At 65.9% G+C, this 21,036-nt stretch carries 22 protein-coding genes and 1 pseudogene; 10 read left to right on the top strand and 13 right to left on the bottom strand.

Translation table 11 applies throughout. The annotated features are described in order from the left end of the window. Positions 1-153 precede the first annotated feature (153 nt). Positions 154-1,005, top strand: a complete 852-nt coding sequence (locus LRS09_RS02400) for an FAD-binding oxidoreductase (RefSeq protein ID WP_257804032.1) — start codon at positions 154-156, stop codon at positions 1,003-1,005. Further along, positions 989-1,777 (top strand): hypothetical protein, encoded by a 789-nt coding sequence (locus tag LRS09_RS02395; RefSeq protein ID WP_257804031.1) that lies wholly within the window; start codon positions 989-991, stop codon positions 1,775-1,777. The genes LRS09_RS02400 and LRS09_RS02395 overlap by 17 nt, the downstream gene beginning before the upstream one ends. Here the strand turns inward: LRS09_RS02395 and LRS09_RS02390 are convergent. The 3 genes from LRS09_RS02390 to LRS09_RS02380 form a co-directional block, all read right to left on the bottom strand. Beyond that, positions 1,774-2,217 (bottom strand): hypothetical protein, encoded by a 444-nt coding sequence (locus LRS09_RS02390; RefSeq protein ID WP_257804030.1) that lies wholly within the window; start codon positions 2,215-2,217, stop codon positions 1,774-1,776. The two genes, LRS09_RS02395 and LRS09_RS02390, sit on opposite strands and share 4 nt — an antisense overlap. A gap of 122 nt (positions 2,218-2,339) precedes the next feature. Further along, a complete protein-coding gene (locus tag LRS09_RS02385; RefSeq protein WP_257804029.1) occupies positions 2,340-4,100 on the bottom strand; it encodes a DEAD/DEAH box helicase in 1,761 nt (586 codons plus the stop codon). 187 nt (positions 4,101-4,287) lie between these two features. Further along, positions 4,288-4,746, bottom strand: coding sequence for a hypothetical protein (locus LRS09_RS02380; protein WP_257804026.1), 459 nt, complete (start codon positions 4,744-4,746; stop codon positions 4,288-4,290). A gap of 504 nt (positions 4,747-5,250) precedes the next feature. Between LRS09_RS02380 and LRS09_RS02375 the strand changes: the two genes are divergently transcribed. The 8 genes from LRS09_RS02375 (at position 5,251) to LRS09_RS02340 (ending at position 12,346) form a co-directional block, all read left to right on the top strand. Next, on the top strand, positions 5,251-6,099 hold the full coding sequence (locus LRS09_RS02375) for an endonuclease/exonuclease/phosphatase family protein (RefSeq protein WP_257804025.1): 849 nt from the start codon (positions 5,251-5,253) through the stop codon (positions 6,097-6,099). 903 nt (positions 6,100-7,002) lie between these two features. After that, the gene (locus LRS09_RS02370; RefSeq protein ID WP_257804024.1) at positions 7,003-7,725 is read left to right on the top strand and encodes a DMT family transporter; all 723 of its coding nucleotides are present in this window, start codon (positions 7,003-7,005) and stop codon (positions 7,723-7,725) included. A 69-nt stretch (positions 7,726-7,794) separates the two neighbouring features. Next, on the top strand, positions 7,795-9,015 hold the full coding sequence (locus tag LRS09_RS02365; protein WP_257804023.1) for an NAD-dependent epimerase/dehydratase family protein: 1,221 nt from the start codon (positions 7,795-7,797) through the stop codon (positions 9,013-9,015). Positions 9,016-9,027: 12 nt separating this feature from the next. Next, a complete protein-coding gene (locus LRS09_RS02360; protein ID WP_257804021.1) occupies positions 9,028-9,843 on the top strand; it encodes a glycosyltransferase in 816 nt (271 codons plus the stop codon). Continuing rightward, positions 9,840-10,703: an NAD(P)-dependent oxidoreductase gene (locus tag LRS09_RS02355; protein ID WP_257804020.1), complete on the top strand. Its 864-nt coding sequence runs from the start codon at positions 9,840-9,842 to the stop codon at positions 10,701-10,703. Before LRS09_RS02360 ends, LRS09_RS02355 begins: the two co-directional genes overlap by 4 nt. A 186-nt stretch (positions 10,704-10,889) precedes the next feature. After that, entirely contained in the window at positions 10,890-11,393 is a 504-nt protein-coding gene (locus LRS09_RS02350) for a LuxR C-terminal-related transcriptional regulator (RefSeq protein ID WP_257804019.1), read from the top strand. Between the two features lie 48 nt (positions 11,394-11,441). Continuing rightward, the gene (locus tag LRS09_RS02345) at positions 11,442-11,867 is read left to right on the top strand and encodes an antitoxin Xre/MbcA/ParS toxin-binding domain-containing protein (protein ID WP_257804018.1); all 426 of its coding nucleotides are present in this window, start codon (positions 11,442-11,444) and stop codon (positions 11,865-11,867) included. Beyond that, positions 11,864-12,346, top strand: a complete 483-nt coding sequence (locus tag LRS09_RS02340; RefSeq protein ID WP_257804017.1) for an RES family NAD+ phosphorylase — start codon at positions 11,864-11,866, stop codon at positions 12,344-12,346. Before LRS09_RS02345 ends, LRS09_RS02340 begins: the two co-directional genes overlap by 4 nt. Here LRS09_RS02340 and LRS09_RS02335 read toward each other — a convergent pair whose 3' ends face one another. The 10 genes and pseudogenes from LRS09_RS02335 to LRS09_RS02290 form a co-directional block, all read right to left on the bottom strand. After that, positions 12,347-13,363 carry a methionine synthase gene (locus LRS09_RS02335; RefSeq protein WP_257804016.1) on the bottom strand — a complete coding sequence of 339 codons (1,017 nt, stop codon included), beginning with the start codon at positions 13,361-13,363 and terminating at the stop codon, positions 12,347-12,349. Positions 13,364-13,377: 14 nt separating this feature from the next. Further along, on the bottom strand, positions 13,378-13,962 hold the full coding sequence (locus LRS09_RS02330) for a Fic family protein (RefSeq protein ID WP_257804015.1): 585 nt from the start codon (positions 13,960-13,962) through the stop codon (positions 13,378-13,380). 470 nt (positions 13,963-14,432) lie between these two features. After that, entirely contained in the window at positions 14,433-14,924 is a 492-nt protein-coding gene (locus LRS09_RS02325) for a hypothetical protein (RefSeq protein WP_257804013.1), read from the bottom strand. Further along, the gene (locus LRS09_RS02320; protein ID WP_257804011.1) at positions 14,882-15,547 is read right to left on the bottom strand and encodes a hypothetical protein; all 666 of its coding nucleotides are present in this window, start codon (positions 15,545-15,547) and stop codon (positions 14,882-14,884) included. Before LRS09_RS02320 ends, LRS09_RS02325 begins: the two co-directional genes overlap by 43 nt. A gap of 6 nt (positions 15,548-15,553) precedes the next feature. Further along, on the bottom strand, positions 15,554-15,988 hold the full coding sequence (locus LRS09_RS02315; protein WP_257804010.1) for a hypothetical protein: 435 nt from the start codon (positions 15,986-15,988) through the stop codon (positions 15,554-15,556). Between the two features lie 174 nt (positions 15,989-16,162). Next, a complete protein-coding gene (locus LRS09_RS02310; RefSeq protein ID WP_257804009.1) occupies positions 16,163-17,071 on the bottom strand; it encodes an NAD(P)-dependent oxidoreductase in 909 nt (302 codons plus the stop codon). Next, positions 17,068-18,278 (bottom strand): annotated as a pseudogene (locus tag LRS09_RS02305) (mandelate racemase/muconate lactonizing enzyme family protein). Before LRS09_RS02305 ends, LRS09_RS02310 begins: the two are co-directional and overlap by 4 nt. Before the next feature lie 92 nt (positions 18,279-18,370). Further along, positions 18,371-19,987: a GMC family oxidoreductase gene (locus LRS09_RS02300; protein WP_257804008.1), complete on the bottom strand. Its 1,617-nt coding sequence runs from the start codon at positions 19,985-19,987 to the stop codon at positions 18,371-18,373. Positions 19,988-20,146: 159 nt separating this feature from the next. Further along, entirely contained in the window at positions 20,147-20,554 is a 408-nt protein-coding gene (locus LRS09_RS02295) for a hypothetical protein (protein ID WP_257804007.1), read from the bottom strand. A gap of 2 nt (positions 20,555-20,556) precedes the next feature. Next, positions 20,557-20,982 carry a DUF3775 domain-containing protein gene (locus tag LRS09_RS02290; protein WP_257804006.1) on the bottom strand — a complete coding sequence of 142 codons (426 nt, stop codon included), beginning with the start codon at positions 20,980-20,982 and terminating at the stop codon, positions 20,557-20,559. Positions 20,983-21,036: the final 54 nt, after the last annotated feature.

Raw genomic sequence — 21,036 nt, 5'->3', positions numbered from 1 at the left:
CTCCATGAACTCTATACCTCATGCCTATTCCATCAGGCTTGCCTCGCGCAACATGCCGCGAACGGGTCCGATCGTTGCGCCGGCTTTGCGTACCGCCATTTCCCGGTTACATCGCGCTGCGACATCGGCTCGATCGATCTGCGGGGAGAGTTCATGGCGGAACAAGCGAGACGTTTCCGGTTCTCCAGGCGCGCACTTCTCGGTCTTGCGATCGTCGGCGGCGGCGCGGTGTGGGCGGGCGCTACGGCGGCGCGGCTGATGCGGGCGCCGTCGGGCGCGAAGGATGCGGGGCGCATCGCCGACCTCGACGGCATGCCGCTGCCGCAGGAGCCGGACTTCGACAATCCCTATTACGACCCGTCGCTGCCCTGGGCCTCCGAGGGCGGCACGATCAACGACGTCAGCGCCCTGTCGCGCACGCCGGTCTACGGCGTGGTCAAGGTGAGCGAGGAGAAGCACGTCGCCGATGCGCTCGCCTTCGCACGCAACAACAATCTCTCCATCTCGCTTGCCGCGGTCCGCCACTCGATGGGCGGGCAGGCGTTCGACGATCATGCGATCGTGCTCGACATGATGGGGCTGAACGCGATCGAGGTCGATGAGGCCGCGATGACCGTGACGGTCGGCCCGGGCGCTACCTGGCACGAGATCCAGAATGTGCTGCATCCGCGCTTCGCGGTGAAGGCGATGCAGTCGACCGACATCTTCTCCGTCGGGGGCTCGATCTCGGTCAATGCGCACGGCATGGACCACCAGGCCGGCTCGATCGTCGGGTCGGTCAAGGCGCTGGAGGTGATGCTGGCGGACGGCACGAAGCTCACCTGTTCGCGAACCGAGAACGCCGACCTCTTCCGCCACGTCGTCGGCGGCTACGGTCTGTTTGGCGTGGTGCTGAAGGCGGTGCTGGAGATCGTACCCGAACGCGGTCTACCAGACCTCGCGCGCGATCATCCGCTCGGAGGATTTCCCGAAACTGTTCGAGAGCGAGATGATCGGCGATCCTGACCTCGGCCTGTTCTACGGGCACCTGTCGACGGCGCGATCGAACTTCCTCGAGGACATGATCGTCTATCGCTACGACAAGGTGGCCAACACCGCACCCGCCGACATGGGGCCGCTCGGCGAGCCGGGCATGGTTGGCGTCAAGCGGCTGATCATGAACCTCGCCAAGCGCGGCGAAATCTTCCAGTCGTTCAAATGGTATATGGAAAAGGAGCTCGAGCCGGAGTTCGAGAGCTGCACCGTGCCGCGCACGGCGGCGATGGCGGAGGGCGAGGCGTGCCTGGTCTCGCGCAACAACCCGATGCACGACAGCGTGCCCTATCTCTTCAACGACCTGCCGGAAGAGACAGACATCCTGCACGAGTATTTCTTCCCTCGGGCGGAGTATAACGCCTTCATCGCCGGCGCCCGCGAGATCCTGCGCACGTCGGACCTGCCGCTGCTCAACGCGTCGATCCGCGTCGTGCATGCGGAGGATACGGCGCTGACCTATGCGAAGGAGGACGCGTTCTCGCTGGTGCTCTACGTCAACCAGCGGACCGACGAGGACGGCAATGCGAAGATGCGGGCACTGACGCGCGAGCTCGTCGACCTGACCCTCAAGCATCGCGGCCGCTTCTTCCTGCCCTACCAGTTGCATTACACCCGCGCGCAACTGATGGCGGCCTATCCGGAGCTGCCGGCCTTCCTGGCGAAGAAGCGCGAATACGATCCGCGCGAGCTGTTCACGTCGACCTTCTATCGGGGGCTCAAGGCGGCGGCGGGGTTGGCCTAAAACCACTCCGGCGTCACCGACGCCTTCAGCCAGGACATCGTGTCGAGCGCGTGCTGCGAGGCGCTGGACCAGGTGCTGCCGACCGTGTCGCGCACCGAGACATAGCCGTTGAGCGTCTTGAACACGGTCGTGACGCGGCCGAGCGGGTCGGTCGAGACCTCGCCCTGCCGCCCTTCGGCCACGATCGAGCTTGCTGCCAGCTGCACCTGCTCGGTGGGCGAGGGCTGGGCGGAGGCCATCGTGGGCGTCTCGGACGAGTCGCGGCAGACCGCGATCACCAGCGGATAATTGTCCTGCTGGCGCACCACCCGCTTCTGGATGTCGGACTCACATTCCGCGACGGTCGCCCACTGCTGGTCCGTCGTGCGGATGTATTCGCACATCTTGGCGTCGCAATCGCAGCCGATCAGCGCCATTGCGACCAGACTTTCCTTGATCATGGCCTCAGTCCCTTCTCTTCAAGGAAGGGATGGCCAAGGATGGCGGCGGGATTTCGATGCAATCGCGGCGAGTTCGCGGCGACGTGTAAAGTAATATTGCCGTTGTCCGTGGGAGGCCGACGCTACTCCGCCTTCAGCTTCTTGCGCGCCTTCTTGAGCTTGCGCTTTTCGGCGCGGGCGGCTCCCGGGGCGGAGGCGGGAGGCTTCTTGTCGAAGTGCTTCTTCGGGCGCGGCTTGTCGCTGAAGGAGGTGCGTTTCTCGCGCGGCGGGGCAGGGGGCGCGTCGTCCGACAACGGCGCGATCGTCACGCCCTTCTCGACGGCGCCGGGCCGGGCGATCGCCTGCGCATAGGCGTCCGCCTTGTCGGGCGCTACCTCGAAGCGGGTCTCGTCCTCGAGGATGCGGATCGAGCCGATCGCGGCCTTGGTGACGTTGCCGGCCTTGCAGATCAGCGGCAGCAGCCAGCGCGGCTCGGCGCGCTTCCTGCGCCCGATCGAGACGACGAACCAGGTGCCGCTCTCAAAGCGCGTCTGCGGCCGTTCGCCGGTCTTTGGATCGTAGGGGGCGGGCGCACCGTCGGAGAGCTCTTCGGGCGAGGGGTATTGCGCGAGCAGCTGCTTCACGAGTGCCGCCGCGATGCGCTCCGCGCCGTAGCGGGCGACGAGATCGGCGCCGAGCGAGAGCTCTTCCGGTGTTGCCTCGTCACCGAGAGCGGGGTTGTCGAGAACCCGCGCGCGGATCAAGACGTCGATGTCGGCGGCGCCCGGCGCCTGCATCGGCTCGGCCTTGAGGCCGGCCATCTTGAGCAGGCGGTTGGCGCTGCCGCGGCGGTGATGCGGCACGATCAGCGCGCACACACCCTTGCGGCCCGCGCGGCCGGTGCGGCCCGAGCGGTGCAGCAGGGTTTCGGGATTGGACGGCAGGTCGGCGTGGATGACGAGGTCGAGGTTCGGCAGGTCGATGCCGCGCGCGGCGACGTCGGTGGCGACACAGACGCGGGCCCGGCCGTCGCGCATCCATTGCAGCGCGTTGGAGCGCTCGGCCTGGGACAGCTCGCCCGACAGCGAGACGACGCGGAAGCCGCGATTGCCGAGACGGGCGGCGAGCCGCTTCACCGCCTCGCGGGTAGAGCAGAACACCAGCGCGTTGGTGGCGTCGAAATGGAGCAGCGTGTTGACCACGGCCGCGTCGCGCTCCGACGGAGAGACCAGGATGGTGCGGTATTCGATGTCCTCGTGCTGGTCGCCTTCCGAAGCGATTTCGAGTCGTTCCGCCTTTTTCTGGAACTTTCGCGCGAGCGCCTCGATGGGGGCCGGGACGGTGGCCGAGAACAGCAATGTGCGGCGGTCGTCCGGCGATTCCGACAGAATGAATTCGAGGTCTTCCTTGAACCCGAGGTCGAGCATCTCGTCGGCCTCGTCCAGCACGACCGCGCGCAGCGACGACAGGTCGAGCGCGCCGCGGGTGATGTGGTCGCGCAGACGGCCGGGCGTGCCGACGACGATGTGCGCGCCCTGTTCAAGGGCACGACGCTCGGTGCGCATGTCCATGCCGCCGACGCAGGAGGCGATCCTGGCGCCGGCCTCGGCATAGAGCCATTCTAGCTCGCGGCGCACCTGCATGGCGAGCTCGCGGGTCGGCGCGATGACGAGGCCGAGGGGAGCGGCCGCCTCGCCGAAGCGCTCCGTGCCGCCGAGCAGCTCCGACGCCATGGCGATGCCGAAGGCGACCGTCTTGCCGGAGCCGGTCTGGGCCGAGACCAGCAGGTCGCGGCCTTTGGCGCGTGGCTCAAGCATCGCGGCCTGGACCGGGGTGAGGGTGTCATAGCCGCGCGCCGAAAGGGCGGCGCCCAGCGCCGGAGCGATGTCGAGGGAGGCAGTCATGTCGAGGCTTTCGATTGGCGCCGCTAAGGCGCACGGGTCGGGGGCGTATAAAGGGGCAAGTGCCGGAGGTCAAATCGCATAGGCGCGGACGTGCGGGATCGTCGACCGCGGCGTGTTTTTTCGCGGAAGAAGGCAGGATTGGTCTGAGGCACTCACCTGTCCTGCACGGGTGCAGGACAAGTGCTTCTCAGGAGGTGTCGTGCAGCTCGACCGGGATGGAGGCGGCTATGGCAAGCCTCTGGACGGGTGCATTGAGGACTTGGGACGCGCCACCCTCATTGCCGGCCTCGTCGGAGGCCAGCCCACGGTGCAGGAACGACAGCCGGCACAGCTGCTCCGCGATGGCCTGCATGTAGAGTCCGAATGCCCTGAGCGAATCGGCGATGTCCTCGGCATCGAAGGGATTGCTGCCGAAGCCGGCCGGCATCGGGACAGGCGTCCAGGTGCCGCGTGCGGGGCTCCGGAGCGAGCCTTCGACATAGCCCCTGAGCAGCTCATTCGCCTGCCAGGCGGCCCACAGGACGCACCAGCGGACCCAGAACGAGCGGCCGGCGGCCTGCTCGGCCATGTCGGCGATCGAGAACAGGCGCATGACGATCCGCGCCTTTAACGCCTGTTCCCTCCCTGCCTTCGCCCTCCAGCCCATCGCCGGCTCCCGTTTCACCGGACACAGTTTCGGGTATGCTGGAAAAGGGTGGATGAAAAGATTCGGCGGGCCAACGGGAACAAGGGGTTAGCGGGAAACGGGCGGAAATCGATCCATCGAATGGATGTCCCGGAACCGACCGCCGAGGCTTTCCCAAGTCGGCGCTCGCCCCTCGCGCGATCGTCATCCCGGCGACCGGAGGTCAGCCGGGATCGATTGGCCTTGGCGGGTTGGCGCTGACCCCTTCTGCGACTGTGGGGCGTTTTCGGCGTGTAACCGGAGAGAGGAATGGATCCCGGCTGACCTCCGGTCGCCGGGATGACGATCGCGTCCGATGGGCGTTGCGCGGGCGAGCGAGACAGGCGGCATGCCCGACCATGCGGAACATTGTGCCGGGCGCCGGAGCCACATTGCTTCTTTCGACTCCTTGGAAGGATCAGTCGCCCTTGTGCGGGCTGATCGGGGCGGGATACTGATCGTGGTCCGGCAGTGCAGGCGTTCGTCTTGAAGCTCATTTCCTACAACATCCAGTATGGCTTCGGCCTCGACGGCCGCTACGACCTGTCGCGCGCGGTGCCGAGCGTTGCAGACGGCGACATCATCGCGCTGCAGGAGGTGGAGCGGAACTGGCCGCGCACAGGCCAGGACGACCAGCCGGAGCTGATTTCACGGCTGTTGCCCGACCGTTACTGGGTCTACGGGCCGGCCTTCGACATGGATGCGAGCACGGTGGAAGGCGGGTGCGTCGTCAACCGCCGCCGGCAGTTCGGCACGATGCTGGTCTCGCGCTGGCCGATCGTGTGGTCGCGGCTGCACCTGTTGCCGATGCGACGGATGACGCATCGGCTCAACACGCAGAACCCGGCGCTGGAGGGGCTGATCCGCACGCCGGCCGGGCCGCTGCGCGTCTTCTCGCTGCATCTGGCGCATATTTCGGCCGACGAGCGGCTGGACCAGATCGACTGGCTGGTCACCCGCCATCGCCGGGTGCCGGAGGAGGGCGGGCCGTGGAGCGGGCGCGACGACGAGCCGGAACGGGCATGGTCGAACGGCGAGAACGAGCCGGACGCGCCGGCGGACGCGATCTGGATGGGCGATTTCAACATGCTGCCGGGGAGCGAGGAATACCGGCGGATCGTCGCGGCGGGGTTTGTCGATGCGGCCGTGGCGGCGGGCCATGCGCCGGACGCGTTCCACACGCATGAACGGATGTTCGACGGGGCGATGCAGTTCCGGCGGCTGGACTATTGCTTCGTCACGCAAGGCCTGGCGGGGAAGGTGCGGGCGGTATCGGCGGATGTGCAGAACCGCGCGTCGGACCATTTTCCGGTGCGGGTGGAGATGGAGGGGTGAGAGCGGATTAAGGTAGAAGGATCGGGTAATCAGAGAGAGGCAGCGTGCGTGGATCGACAGTAAATACGTGACAAGTATCAATATTTGTGGTATTAATGAGTATGAAGCAATTTGCCACAGAGATTTATGCTGCAGTGGCCTCTGGTCGATTGAGAGAGCCATTCGGTCCTGCTGATGTTAAGGAGGCTTGCCCTGGTTGGGCTAGCAACACTTACAGCGTTTTCCTGCCAAAACATCGTGTCGGCAATCCTGGCAACACGACCGGCCTTTTTGAGCAAGTCGGACCAGGCAAATTTAGGACGCTAACTTATCTGCGATAGGAGATGGTAGACCAACTCGTCCGCGTGAACATTAGGCGATCGGATGGCCATCCGCGTGGCAGCTACACCGTTCATAGCAATTTGAGGTGCGTTGCCACTTCCGGATTTCGCGAGGATTTGCCGCAATGGGTGGAGACTACGCTCGCATGCCTGACCAGCGAGATGAGGAACGTATTGTTCGGTGCATGTGGTATTTGTTATCGCTCGGTGAAGGCCGATCAGGACCTAGCTTGGAATCCAGCGAAATTGAATAAGGACAATCAGCTTGATGCCGCTCACACGAAACAACGTTTAGTTGATTGCCGACGTCCCGCCTTTGATCCTTGAGAAAGATTGTCCTGTTCGATCTGGGCTAACATAAACTACCCCCATCGCCACGTCCTCTGGCGCATACCCAATTCCGTAGCCGGCTGCTAAACAGCGCGCGCGTCGGTGCGTTCGGCGTGACCGGATCAGCGCATGTCCCTCACTGTCTTCCTCGCTGTTCTCGCCGCCGCCGCCGCGCATGCGTCGTGGAATGCGATGGTGAAGGTGAGGCTCGACCGCTTCGCCTCGATGACGCTGATGTTCATCGGTATGGGGGGTGTTCGCGCTGCCGGTGCTGTTTCTCGTGCCGGTGCCGCAGGGCGTGACCTGGCTCTACATCCTCGCCTCGATGGCCTTCCACACCGGCTATCGCTGGTTCCTGGTGAAGGCCTACGAGACCGGCGATCTGGCGCAGGCCTATCCGCTGGCGCGCGGCACGGCGCCGCTGATCACCACGCTGGGGGCGGCGCTGCTGCTGGCGGAACGGCCGGGGGCGGTGGCGATGCTCGGCATCGGGCTGTTGTCGCTCGGCACGCTGGCGATGTCGTTCAAGGGCGGCGACCCGACGGCCGGATTCAGTCGCCGCGCGGTGACCTACGCGCTGATCACCTCGCTGTTCGTCGCCTCCTACACGCTGTCGGACGGGGCCGGCGCGCGCAGTGCCGCGTCAGCCACCAGCTACATCGCCTGGCTCTACGTGCTCGACGGGCTGTGGTGCCTGACGCTGGCACTGATGCTGCGCGGCAAGCGCATCCTGACGGTGATGGCGCCGGAATGGCGGACGGGCGCGCTGGCAGGAGGGCTCGCGGCCGGTTCGTACTGGGTCGCGGCATGGGCGTTTACCCAGGCGCCGATCGCGGCGGTGGCGGCACTGCGCGAATCCTCCATCCTCTTCGCGATGCTGATCTCGGTCGTGGTGCTGCGCGAGGCGGTCACCGGTTGGCGCATCGTTGCCGCGCTGCTGATCGTCGCCGGCGTCGTGGCGCTGCGGATCGGCTGACATACGCCGACATACTTTTTGTCACATTCCGCTGCTAACCGGCATGGATTGCTAGAGAGGGACGATTCGATGAAAATTGCGGTCCTCGGTGGCGACGGTTTCGTCGGCTGGCCCACCTCGCTTCACCTGTCCGCTGCCGGACACGACATCCACATCCTCGACAATCTCTCGCGGCGCTGGATCGACACCGAGCTCGGCGTGCAGTCGCTGACGCCGATGGATTCGATCCAGGAGCGCACCCGCATCTGGCACCAGGAGACGGGGCGGCGCATCCATTTCCACCTGATCGACCTCGCCGGCGACTACGAGATCCTGAAGCAGTGGCTGGCGGAGAACCGGCCGGATGCGGTGATTCATTTCGCCGAGCAGCGCGCCGCGCCCTATTCGATGAAGAGCGACCGGCACAAGAACTACACGGTCAACAACAACGTCAACGCCACGCACAACCTGCTCAACGCGCTGGTGGAGACCGGGCTCGACGCGCATCTGGTGCATCTGGGCACGATGGGCGTCTACGGCTATTCGACGGTGGGCGCGGCTATTCCGGAAGGCTACCTGCCGGTCGGCATCGACACGATGGCCGGCGAGACGGTGAAGCAGGACATCCTCTACCCGGCCAATCCCGGCTCGATCTACCACATGACCAAGTGCCTGGATCAGCTCTTGTTCCAGTTCTACGCCAAGAACGACGGGGTGCGGATCACCGACCTGCACCAGGGCATCGTCTGGGGCACGCATACCGACCAGACGCGCAGGCATGCGCAGCTCGTCAACCGGTTCGACTATGACGGCGACTACGGCACGGTGCTGAACCGGTTCCTGATCCAGGCGGCGATCGGCTATCCGCTGACGGTGCATGGCACGGGCGGGCAGACGCGGGCGTTTATCCACATCCAGGATTCGGTGCGTTGCATCGAGCTGGCGCTGAAGAACGCGCCGAAGCGCGGCGAGCGGGTGAAGATCTTTAACCAGATGACCGAGACGCACCGGGTGCGCGACCTCGCGGAAATGGTGGCGCGGATCGGCGGCGGGCGGGTGGCCTATCTCCCCAACCCGCGCAAGGAGGCGGCGGAGAACGATCTGGTGGTGAAGAACGACCAGTTCCTGGCGCTGGGGCTCGACCCGATCACGCTGGAGGCAGGGCTGCTGAGCGAAGTGGTCGACGTGGCGAAGAAGTTCGCCTACCGGGTCGACCGCAGCCGCATCCCGGCGGTGTCGGCCTGGACCAAGGACATCGCGCCGACGCTGGAGCGGGATCCGGAAGGGAAGAGGTTGAGGAGCGTGGGGTAGGCGCGGCCGCCCATGACCCGCTACGCCTATGCCACCCTCGTCACCAATGCCGACTATGCGATGGGCGCGACGGCGCTCGTCCGCTCGCTGAAGCTGACCGGCACCGAGGCCGACATTCTCGTGCTGCACACGGGCGGCGTGGCGGGTGAGTCGCTGGAGCCGGTGGCGCGGCTGGGCGCGCGGCTGGTGCCGGTCGAGCTGCTGGCGACCTCCGATGCGTTCAACGAACGGCATCAGCGGGCGAAGCTGCATGGCGCGGCACCCTTCACCAAGGGAACGAAGCCCGCATTCCACACGCTGCTCGACAATTTCGCCAAGCTGAGGCTGTGGCAGATGGAGGAGTACGAGCGCATCGTCTTCCTCGACGCCGACACGCTGGCGCTGCGTTCGATCGACAAGCTGTTCGGATATCCCGAATTCTCGGCCGCGCCGAACGTCTATGAGAGCCTGGCCGATTTCCACCGGCTGAACTCGGGCGTGTTCGTGGCCAGGCCGTCGCGGGCGACGTTCGAGGCGATGCTCGAACGGCTGGATGCGCCGGAGGCGTTCTGGCGGCGGACGGACCAGACGTTTCTGGAGACCTTCTTCCCCGACTGGCACGGGCTGCCGGTGACGTTCAACATGCTGCAGTACGTCTGGTTCAACCTGCCCGGTCTGTGGGACTGGAACTCGGTGCGCGTGGTGCACTATCAATACGAGAAGCCGTGGGAGGACCACGACAAGGCGGAGAAGCTCAAGCCGCTGATCGAGCTGTGGCGGGCGTATTTCGAGGGACGGGGGATACCGGACTTGGTTTCACTTGCGGCCCCATCGACCGGGTCCGCATGACAGTCCTCGTCACCGGCGGAACGGGCTTCGTCGGAGGCTTCGTCGTCGAGGCGCTGCTGCGGCGGGGTGACGATGTGCGCGTGATGGGGCGGGCGCCGGGCTGCTTCTCCGCGCCGGTCGGGTTCGTGCGGGGCAGCCTCGATCCCGGCAGGGATATGTCCGCCGCCTTCGACGGCGTGACGCGGCTTGTCCATGCGGCCTTCGACCATGTGCCGGGCCGCTACCGGGGCGGGGAGGGCGACGATCCGAAAACCTTCCGCCACCGCAATCTCGATGGATCGGTCGCATTGTTCCAGGCGGCGAAGCGGGCCGGCGTGGAGCGCGCGGTGTTCCTGTCGAGCCGCGCGGTCTACGGCGTCCAGCCGCCGGGCGCGAACCTCACCGAACAGATGGAACCGCATCCGGACACGCTCTACGGCGAGGTGAAGCTCGCGGCGGAACGGGCGCTCGCGGCGATGTCGGACGACGGCTTTCGCGGCGTCAGCCTGCGCGTCACCGGCGTCTACGGGCCTGACGCGGCAGGGCGGCCGCACAAATGGTCCGATCTCTTCGATGACTACTTGACTGGCTGGCCAGTCGAGCCGCGCCGCGCAACGGAAGTGCATGGCGACGACGTCGCGGCCGCGGTTCTCGCGGCACTCGACGCGCCGGAGCCGCCGCCCGTGCTCAACGTGTCGGACATATTGCTCGACCGGAATGACCTTCTGGCGATCGTGCAGGCCGCGACCGGCTCGCCGCATCAGCTGCCGCCGCGCTCCAGCGAGCCGGTCAACGCGATGGACTGCGCCCTGCTGCGCTCGCTTGGCTGGCAGCCGGGCGGAAGGGACCTGCTCGACCGCACCGTGCGGGCGATGTTCTAGGCCCGGGCGACCTGCCCGAACGGGCAGTTTCGCATCCGTTCCGGCTGCGCAAGACTGGTGCTTCGCTCCTCCGCTGTCGCGCCGCCTCTTCCCCACCCTTACATAACCGGCTATCCGACCTACATTGGAGCCTACGATCCTCTCGCGTCCGCTGCCGCGGTCGCCCTCCGCGAAGAAGGACATCCCATGCTTCTCGACTACGCACCCCCAGATCTCGCCGAAGACGCCGTCACCGCGGTCGACGGCTCCCGTTATTTCCGCGCGCCGGCGCCCGGCCGGATCGTGCGCCGCTCGCAGAGCGGCCTGGCGCTCGTGATGCTGAGCGAGGACCCCGCGCGTGACGCTGGCTCCAGCGCCCGCGCCGTGCTGGCCAACGACGCCTCGGCCGATCTCGTGGCGGCGGCGACGCGGCTGGCTGCGGCGGGCTACACCATCAGGAAGGCCGACAGCGCGGAGCGGCGCGCCGACACGCCGCCGGCCTTCGAGCCGCAGGCGCCGATCAGCCAGCGCGAGCGCGAGGTGCTGGAACTCCTGGCCGAGGGCGCGTCGAACAAGGTGATCGCGCGCAGGCTCGACATCTCGGTGCACACGGCCAAGTTCCACGTCGCCTCGGTCTGCGCCAAGCTCAAGGCCCGCAACCGCACCGACGCGGTGTCGATCGCGCTGAGGGAAGGGCTTCTTTCTGCTTGATACCTGTCTCATTTGGGGCTATCTTTAGTCTCAAATGAGGTTGACGGCATGTTGTCGGTCGAGAGCGTCGCAAAGATATTGGGTCTGCCGGACAAGAGGCCTACGTCGCCCTATGTTCTGATCTCAAGGATCGAAGACGGATTGCCTCCCAATTCGGTCGAGCGCATCGCACAACTGCTCGCCCCATATGACGCGCAATTCAAGTATCGTCTCGTGCCGAAGGCCACCTACGAGCGACGAAAGGCGTCGCGCCGGCTTTCGTTTGACGAGGGGACGCGTCTGGCTCGGATAGCGCGAATTTGGGCGCTCGCATTGGATGTCTGGCAAACAGAAGAAGGCGCACGCGAATTCCTCTTCCGGCCGCACGCGATGCTGGGCGATAGACGGCCCGTCGATCTGATCATCCAAAGCGAGTTCGGCGCTGAGTTGGTTATCGACGTCCTGGGAGGTTTGAAATACGGAACCGCCGCGTGATGGCGCAGCGTCTCGACCGGACGCTGACGGCGTTCCGGATCGGGGATCCGACGGGAACCTATCCGATTTTCGACGCCACGGGTTCGACGATTGCGCCGGGCCGCTGGAATATTCGTCCGACACCGGTGATTTATACGAGCGAGCATTTCTCGACAGCATTGCTCGAAAAGCTCGTGCACGGCAGTGGCGTGTTGCCACCTAATCAGCACTACATCGAGGTCACGATACCCAGGGGCGCGAGCTACGAAGTTCTATCAGAACCTTCGCTTCCGGGCTGGGATGAGATGTTGCCTACCGTCAGTCGAAGCTTCGGGGCGACGTGGTGCCTGGAGGGGCGCAGCCTCGTATTGCTGGTCCCCTCTGTGATCGCGCGCATCGAGCGCAATATCCTGATCAATCCCGCTCATCCAGAGTTTGCCACAATTACAACGAGCCTCCACCAGCCGGTCTATTGGGACCGAAGGCTGTTTGGCGCCTAGCTAAAGCCGCTTCCGCGCTAGGTCTGCGCCGGCGCCGAGTGCGCGGAGTTTTTCGGCGGCGATGTTGCGGGGCAGGGGCGCCAGGCCGCAGTTGGTGCAGGGCTGCAGGCGTTCGGGGTCGACGAACTTCAGCGCGGTCGCGATCGTGGCGGCGACCTGTTCCGGCGTCTCGACCTCGTTCGTGGCCACGTCGATGACGCCGACGAGGATCGTCTTGTCCTTCAACAGCGCCATCAGGTCCGGCGGGACGCGGGAATTGGCGCATTCGAGCGAGACCTGGTCGATGCGGCTGGCGTTGAGCGAGGGGAAGAAGGCTTCGTACTGGCGCCACTCACCGCCCAGCGTCGCTTTCCAGTCGATATTGGCCTTGATGCCGTAGCCGTAGCAGATGTGGACGGCGGTCTTACATTTCAGGCCCGCCGCGGCACGCTCCAGCGCCGCGATGCCCCATTCGACCGCCTCCTCGGTGAAGGCGTTGAAGGCCGGCTCGTCGAACTGGATCACGTCGCAGCCCGCCGCTTCCAGTTCCTTCGCCTCGGCGTTGAGCAGGTCAGCGAAGGCCATCGCCATGTCGGCGCGGCGGCCGTAATGCTCGTCCGCCACCGTGTCGCAGATCGTCATCGGGCCGGGCAGGGTGAACTTCAGCTTGTGCTTCGTATGAGCACGGGCGAATTCGGCTTCCGCCTTGTGAACGGGGCGCTTGCGCGTCAGGGGGCCGGTGACAGTCGGCACGTCGACGACGTAGCGGTTGTTGCGGATGCCCATCTTGGTCTTCTTCTGCCAGTCGATGCCGCCGACATGCTCGACAAAGCCGTGCACGAAATGGATGCGGAACTGCTCGCCTTCGGTGACGATGTCGATGCCGGCATCCTCCTGCTCCTTCAGCCAGATCAGTGCGGCATCTCGCTTGCCCTGCTCGAGCTCCGCACCTTCGAGTTTCCACGGCGCCCACAGCTTCTCGGGTTCGGCGAGCCAGGACGGTTTCGGCAGGCTTCCGGCGATGGTGGTTTCGAACATGGTGCCTCCCGGGCTTATGGTTCTGGCGACGCGATGTCGCGGACGAGTTCGGTCAGCGCGTCGGGCTTGCCGTCGAAGCTTGCGATCATCGCGCCGATGACGCGCTCGCGCTCCAGCACGGACGCATCGAAGCGCCAGCTGGCATTGAGGCAAAGCAGGCGCAGGAAGGCAAGCTGGGTGCGGCCGTTGCCCTCGCGAAAGGGGTGGATGGCGTTGACCTCGGCGATGAAGTGGGCGGCCTCGCGCGCGAAGCCGTCGAGCGGCAGGCCGACGAGGTGTTTCTTCTTCTTCAGATCGCCGAACAGGCGGTCCAGCTCCCCCTCGATAAAGGCGGGATAGCAGAACCAGTTGCCGCCCTTGCCGATGCGGATGGTGCGCGGCTTGCCGGCCCAGTCGTAGACGTCCTGGAAGACGTGGCGGTGAAGGGCATAGTCGTGGGCCTTGTCGAGCTTGCCGGGGGGAGGACCGCTCTCCATGCGGTCGCGAACCATCGTCGTCTCGAACTCGGCCAAGGCATCCCGGTCGCGGATTCCGGCTCTGTTCTTGAGGACGGTCGTGCCGGGATAGCAGTAGGGGTCTGTTCCCGAACCGTAGCGCACGTCAGGACAATGTGACGCCGAGTATTTCGAGAATGCGCCGACGCCGCTTCTCGGACGACCAGCTTTCGCGCTCTGCCTGTTCGAAGAGCGCCTTCATGCGGGGGAAAGGTGCAGGCCTTCAACCGCCTGGATGGCGTCGATTTCCTCGCCGGTCATCGGCGCGGTCAGGACCGCCTTCGGGAAATCGCGCTCGGGCGTGTTCATGTTGGCAGCTTAGCATGACAGGTCATGCTGCTCCAAGGACAACGGATGGTTGTCCTGGTTCTGGAGCCTTCGACGGAGCGCCGCAGCCCCCCTCACCGTCTCGGGCTTCGCCCGATCCACCTCTCCCCCTTGCAGGGGGCGAGGAGTGGCAGCGTCGGCGATTGGCGTCTCCTTTCCCCGAGCAGGGGGAGAGGTGGATCGGCCGCAGGCCGGGACGGTGAGAGGGTGATTGCGCCGCGTCGATACGCGCCAAGCTCGGCGCCGCGTCAGTAGTCGTAGACGTGCTCCAGCCGGGCGCCGGCGTTGACGAGGTCCTGGATCGTCTCGTGCAGGTCGCCGACAGGGACCGCCATGCCCGTGCGGATCGTCGTCGGGTCGGTCGGGAGCTGGTAGGAGAACAGCGTCGAGGCCCCGTCCGGCGCGTCGATGTCTTCGTTGGACAGGACCGTCACCAGGATGTCGTCGTTGCCGCCGATCTCGACGAAGCTCACGCCGCGTTCGATCAGGCGGGGGATCATGTCGGTGAAGACCTGATAGCGCCTGGTCACGAACACCGCGCCGTCGGCGCCAAGATCGCGCTCCAGCGTCGTGTCCGGCTCGCCCTCGATCGCCTCCGCCACCGGTCCCTGCGCCCAGACGTGGATGTCGAGGAAAGCGGGGTCGGATGTTGCGGAGAGGCCCGACGCGATCAGGTCGGCATAGGCCTGCTTGATCGTCAGTGCAAAGCCGTAGCTGATCTTTCGCTCCCACGAGCGCACGGCGGCCCAGCCAGGTGCAGCGGGTAGGGCGTTGAGCTCGCGGCGGCGCTCGGCATAGGGGAAGCGGCCCATGGCGTCTGGTCGAGGAAATCGGCATAGTCGGCCGCGATGCCCGCCAGCACCGCGTCCTCGCCGATCGCGTGGCCAAACGACCAGCTCAGCCGTCCGATCGTGTTCTCGTAGACGGACTGGATGATGTGCTCGATGGTATGGCTGGTGCCGATGACCATCAGCATCAGATGGTTCTGGAAGTTGAACGGATAGTCCGCGCTGGCGCGTATCATCGCGGCGTAGTCCTTCCAGAAGCGCCCGACATGGGCGAGGTAGGGGAAGTCCGCCGGATTGTGGTCTTGGACGAAGTCGGCATATTCGCGCGCCGAATAGACGATCGACCATTCGGGATAGGTGAGGAAGGTGGATTCCTCCGGCCGCTTGTAGCCGGCGATCTCGGTGGCGAGGCGCTGCGACACCGCCGCGACCTCGGGCGAGCGGGTGACGATCGAGTCGCGCTGCGGCGCGTCGGTCGAGAGCCAGCCATAGGCGAGGCCGAGCAAGGGGATCGCCACGATCACCGCAAGCAGGATGAGGACCGCGCGGACGACGCGCCAGAGAATGCGCAGCATGGAGGCTCAGGCCGCCGCGAGCTTCTGCGACACGCGGCTGGCGAGCACGAAGCCGATATAGACCGCGATGCCGCCGATCAGGAGATGCGGCAGGTTGGCGAAGAAGCGGGTGGGGAACTCGACGTCGGAGAAGGAGCGGAAGCCGTCGATGAAGATGCCGCCGTCGAGGCAGCCCGAGCCGGTGACCAGGCCGAGAATGCCGTCGAACAGGTAGATCGAGCCGAAGATCTTGAAGAACAGCACGGCCGCGCGGTGCGAGACGATGGCGGCGATCAGCACCCACAGGCCCGAGAAGCCGTGCAGCAGGTCGTCGTACCATTGCAGCGAGAACAGACCGAACATCATGCCGTTTTCGTCGTGGATGAAGGGCAGGTAGTTCAGGCCGACGACGGCGAAAAACATCACGGCATAGGCGATGCCGAGTTTCTGGATGAGGGTCATGGGCGGGCGTCCTCTTGCGATCGATGCAGGATAGACGATTCACCTGCCCGCGTAACGTGGCTGTGCCGGACGGCGCGGTGGACGAAACGGGAAAACATCAATCCCCGCTTCTCACGCAGTGAATCAAATCGCTGCCGGGGTGATTCCGGCTGTCGGCACAAGCGATTGGAAAAGCTACACAAGTCTTGCAGGGAAGCCCGGCGCGCGCAGATCTGTGCCGACCTTGTCCTCGAGCAACTTCACGATCTTGGTCGACCACGCATCGCCGCCGAAGGCGGCCTTCCCGTCGCGGAAGATATCCTCAACCTTCGATGCTAGTTCGAGCGGGACGCCGAACTCGCGTCCCATGCCGGTTGCAAACCCCAGATCCTTGAGCGCGAGATCCATCGTGAAGGCGATGTCGTAGCTGCCGTTCAGGATGAGCTGGCTCTCGGTTTCGTGGACGAAGCTGGTGCCGGACGAGGCGCAGATGGCGTGATAGGCCTGGGCGAGGTCGAGCCCGCCCTGCTTTGCCAGCATCAGCGCCTCGCCGGCGGCGACCAAATGGATGAAGGCCAGCATGTTGGTGATGACCTTGATGACGGCCGCGGAACCGACCGGCCCCATCAGGAAAGATCTCGCGCACATCGCCTCGATCGCCGCGCGGTGCCGTTCGTAGAGACCGGCATCGCCGCCGACCAGCGCGGTGATCTTGCCGGCGGCGGCGAGATGGACGCCGCCGGTGACCGGACATTCGAGCGTATGCACGCCCTTCGCTTCGGCCAGTTTCGCCAGCCGCAGGATCTCCTCGCGGCCGTTCGTCGACATCTCGATCCAGGTGCCGCCGGCGGGGAGTCCGTCCAGCAGACCCTCCGGCCCGGCGAGCACCGCCTCGCTCACCTTGGGCGAGGGCAGGCAGGTGATGGCGTTGCCGGCCCGGCGCGCCGCGTCGGCGGGGCTTGTCGCTGCCGTCGCGCCGAGAGCGACCAGCCGCGCCACCGCCTCCGGGCCGCGGTCGAAGACCGTTACGTCGAAACCGTTGCGCAGGAGGCTGGCGGCGAGGTGGCCGCCGAGATGGCCGAGACCGACGAAGGCGTATCTCATGGCATCAGCGGCGTCTGCATCATCTGCAGGTGGAGGTGCGGGCCGTCATAGGGGTGCGCCTCGCAGACGGCCTCGTTCAGTTCGACGCCGAGCCCAGGCTCCCTTGACGGGATGACGTTGCCGTCCTGCCACTCGATCTTCTTCTTCAGGAGCGTGGCGTGGAAGCCGTCCCATTGCTTCAGCGATTCGAGGATGAGGAAGTTGGGCAGCGTGACGGCGAGCTGGATGTTGGCCGCGCCGACGATCGGGCCGCAATAGCAGTGCGGCGCGACCTGGATGTGATACGCCTCGGCCATGGCGGCGATCTTCTTGGTCTCGAGGATGCCGCCGGAGCGGCCGAGGTCGGGCTGGAGGATGGTCGCGGCGCGGTTTTCGATGACGCGGGCGAACTCGAAGCGCGTGGTGAGCCGCTCGCCGGTGGCGATCGGGATCGAGGTGCCGCGGGCAACCTGCGCCATCACTTCGGGCATGTCGGGCGGCACCGGCTCCTCGAACCAGAGCGGGTCGTAGGGCTCGATCGCCTTGGCCAGCCGCAACGCGCCGGAGGCGGTAAACTGGCCGTGCGTGCCGAAGAGGATGTCGGCGCGGGTGCCGACCGCCTCGCGCACCGCCTTGACCATACGGGCGGAGAGGTCGATGTCGACCAGGCGCGGCTGGTGGCCATCGAAGGCGGTGTAGGGGCCGGCGGGATCGAATTTCACCGCGGTGAAGCCCTGCTCGACATATTCGAGCGCGCATTCCGCCGCCATGTCGGGGTCGTTGTAGACGTTTTTGCCGACCGCATCCTCTGAGTGCACGCTGCCGGAATGCGGGTAGAGGTAGGTGTAGGAGCGCAGTGTCTCGTGCACCTGGCCGCCGAGCAGCTTGTAGACCGGCTTGTTGGCCTCCTTGCCGATGATGTCCCAGCAGGCCATCTCCAGCGCCGAGAAGCAGCCCATGCCGGAGACGTCGGGCCGCTGGGTGAAGCCGGAGGAATAGCAGCGGCGGAAGAACAGCTCGATGTCGTGCGGGTCCTGGCCGATGAAATAGCGCTCGGCCATGTCCTCGATCATCCGCGCGGTGACATGCGGGCCGAAGGTGGCGTTGTAGGCCTCGCCATAGCCGGTGACGCCGCTGTTGGTGGTGAGGCGGACGAAGATGAAATACTTGCCGCCGATGCCGGGGGAGGGTTGCCGACAACCCAGGTTTTGACGTCGGTGAGTTTCATGGCTGTTCCTCTCTTCTGGCGGCGCTCCCCCTCACCCGGCCTCCGCTTCGCTCGGCCAGGTGAGGGGGCGGTTCCATCTTGCTGCTCTACAATTATCCCTGATCCTCCAGCACCATCCCCGCGCCCTTCCACCCCGTCATGATCGACGCGGCATTGGTGTTGCCGGTGATGTTGCCGGGGAAGATCGAGGCGTCGATGACGCGCAGGCCTGAGATGCCGTGGACGCGCAGGCGGGGGTCGACCACCGAAGTGGCCGGGTCCGGGCCCATGCGGCAGGTGGAGCAGGGGTGGTAGACCGTGCCGGAACGCTTGCGGAAATCGTCGGTCAGGTCGGCGTCCGACTGAACCGACGGGCCGGGCAGGACTTCCTCGGCGATCACTTCGGCGATGGCCGGCTGCGTGGCGATTGTCCGCACGAACTTCACCGCCGCCAGCATCTCGGCGACGTCGTCGTCGGTCGAATAGGCGTTGGCGACGATCCTAGGATAGTCGCGCGGGTCGGCCGAGCGGATCATGATCTCGCCGCGCGAGGAGGGCCGCGCATTGGAGAGGCCGATGGAGAAGCCGGGCCACGGGTCGGGTGCGAGGATGGGGCGTTCGCCGGCGCGGGGGATGACGGTCGAAAAGGCCTGGAAATAGAGCTGCATGTTCGGCCGCGTGCGGGCCGGGTCGGTGCGGAAGAAGCCGCCGCCATTGTTGATCGACAGCGACAGCGGGCCGCTGCCCGTCAACAGATAGCGCGCGCCGACCAGGCCCTTGCCCCACCACGGCCGCAGGATCGAGTTCAGCGTCGGCACCTTGGCCCTGAACGTGTAGTTGATGCCGACATGGTCCTGCAGGTTGGCGCCGACATTGGCGTTGGCGCGTATCACCGGGATGCCGAGCGACTGGAGCAGCGGGCCGGGGCCGACGCCCGAGAGCTGCAGCAGCTGCGGGGAATTGACCGAGCCGGCGGAGAGGATGACCTCGCGGCCGGCGCGGGCCTGTTGCTTGCGTCCGTTCTGCTCGTACTCGATGCCGACGGCGCGAGCGCCCTCGAACAGGATGCGGGTGGCGAGCGCGCTGGTCTCGACGCGGACATTGCCGCGTTTCATCGCCGGGCGCAGGAACGCGCGGGCCGCGGACATGCGCCGGCCGCCCTTGGTGGTGATCTGGTAGATGCCCACGCCTTCCTGGGCGGCACCGTTGAAATCCGGATTGAAGGGCAGGCCGGCCTGCCTGCCTGCCTCGATGTAGCGGTGGGTGAGTGGATGGACGGCCGGGCTCATGTCGGTGACGTGGACCGGGCCGCCGGTGCCGCGCCACTTGTCGGCGCCGGCCTCGTTGTCCTCGATCGCCTTGAAGGCGGGCAAAAGGTCGTCATAGCCCCAGCCGGGATTGCCGGCGTCGCGCCAGTCGTCGAAGTCCTCGCGCGCGCCGCGGATCCAGACCATCGCATTGATCGAGCTCGACCCGCCGAGGAGTTTTCCACGCGGCCAGTGGTCGGCGGCACCCGCCAGCCCCGGGTCGGGCTCGGCCTTGTAGTTCCAGTTCACCGCCGGATCGAAGAAGGTCTTGCCGTAGCCGAGCGGCATCTGCACGTAGAAGCGCCGGTCGGTGCCGCCGGCCTCCAGCACCAGCACGCTGAACCGCCCGCTGGCCGACAGCCGCTCGGCGACGACCGAGCCTGCCGATCCCGAACCGACGATGATGAAGTCGAACACCTGCATGGCCGCCCCTTGATTGGGACAGACTAGCGCTGCGCGGCGAGCGGAGGAGCCGGCCGTTCCGGCATGGTGTGTGAGAAAAGCGACGGGGCGGTGGTGCGTCCGAGGTATCCGCCCTGCCAATGGACCCTCGTCTGGCCGGCAGGCCAGGGGATGCAGCGGCTATCGGATAAAGGTCGGCTTGCCGTTCTCGAGCGTAAGCCAGCCCGGAAGCGACCCGTTCAGCGCCGCAAAGTGCGCCTGTTTCATGCAGGATCGATCCGTTGCGCAGCGGACTTTGACCCAGCGCAGCCAGCCGGCGTGTCGTAGAGCCATGTCCTGCGCCTGCGGAATGGAGACCCCGTAGATCGTTCGCAGGGTCTTGATCATCTGCGGCCAGCCGATGCCAGCGGCGAAGAACTCTGCCGGAACGTCAACGGGCTCATTTCGATCAATCCGGGCAAGGAGGGATTCCGCAATCGTCTCCCCGTTCGGCTCGTCCCGCAGAAGATTCCGAAGGTAGGTCGCGCCGTCGCGCTCTATGATCCCAACGCCGTACCGGCTGCCTTTGAAGAACGAATAGTCAGGCACACCTACGCCCCGATCGCCTGCAGGCCGTCCTCCAGCCATTCGCCGAGCAGGGGGCGGTCGAGGAGGTAGCGCCAGGGTTTGATGTCGGCGCGGCCCTTGGCTTCCTCGACGGCCAGCTTGAATTCGGCGGGCTCGAAGTCGCCGCGGCCGATCCACATCAGCGCGACGAGCTCGGCCGCCTCGTCCTCGTTCAGCTCGCGGATCGCGGCGCGCAGTTCGCGGGCGGTCAGGTCCTCGATCTCCTCTTCGGCGAGGCCGTCGTGGTGGTGGGTGTCGTGGCCGCGATCGTCGAGTTCGACCTCGTGCTCGGCGCCGTCCTCGTAGTCGGCGTTCATGCCGGCGCTGACCGCGCGCGCCTTGAGGATCAACTCGCGGATCGTGTCCGGCGAGAGAGCCAGGTCCCAGTCCTTGTCGCTTATGCGCCGCATCGCAGGCCTCCTCGCGCGACCATAGCCGATTTTGCGCGGATGCAAGACCCCGGC

Origin of the sequence: Mesorhizobium sp. J428, from assembly GCF_024699925.1 — a bacterium.
Classification (GTDB): Bacteria; Pseudomonadota; Alphaproteobacteria; order Rhizobiales; family Rhizobiaceae; genus Mesorhizobium_A.
The sequence above is the reverse complement of the archived record's forward strand: the minus strand, read 5'-3'. Positions and strand labels throughout refer to the sequence as shown.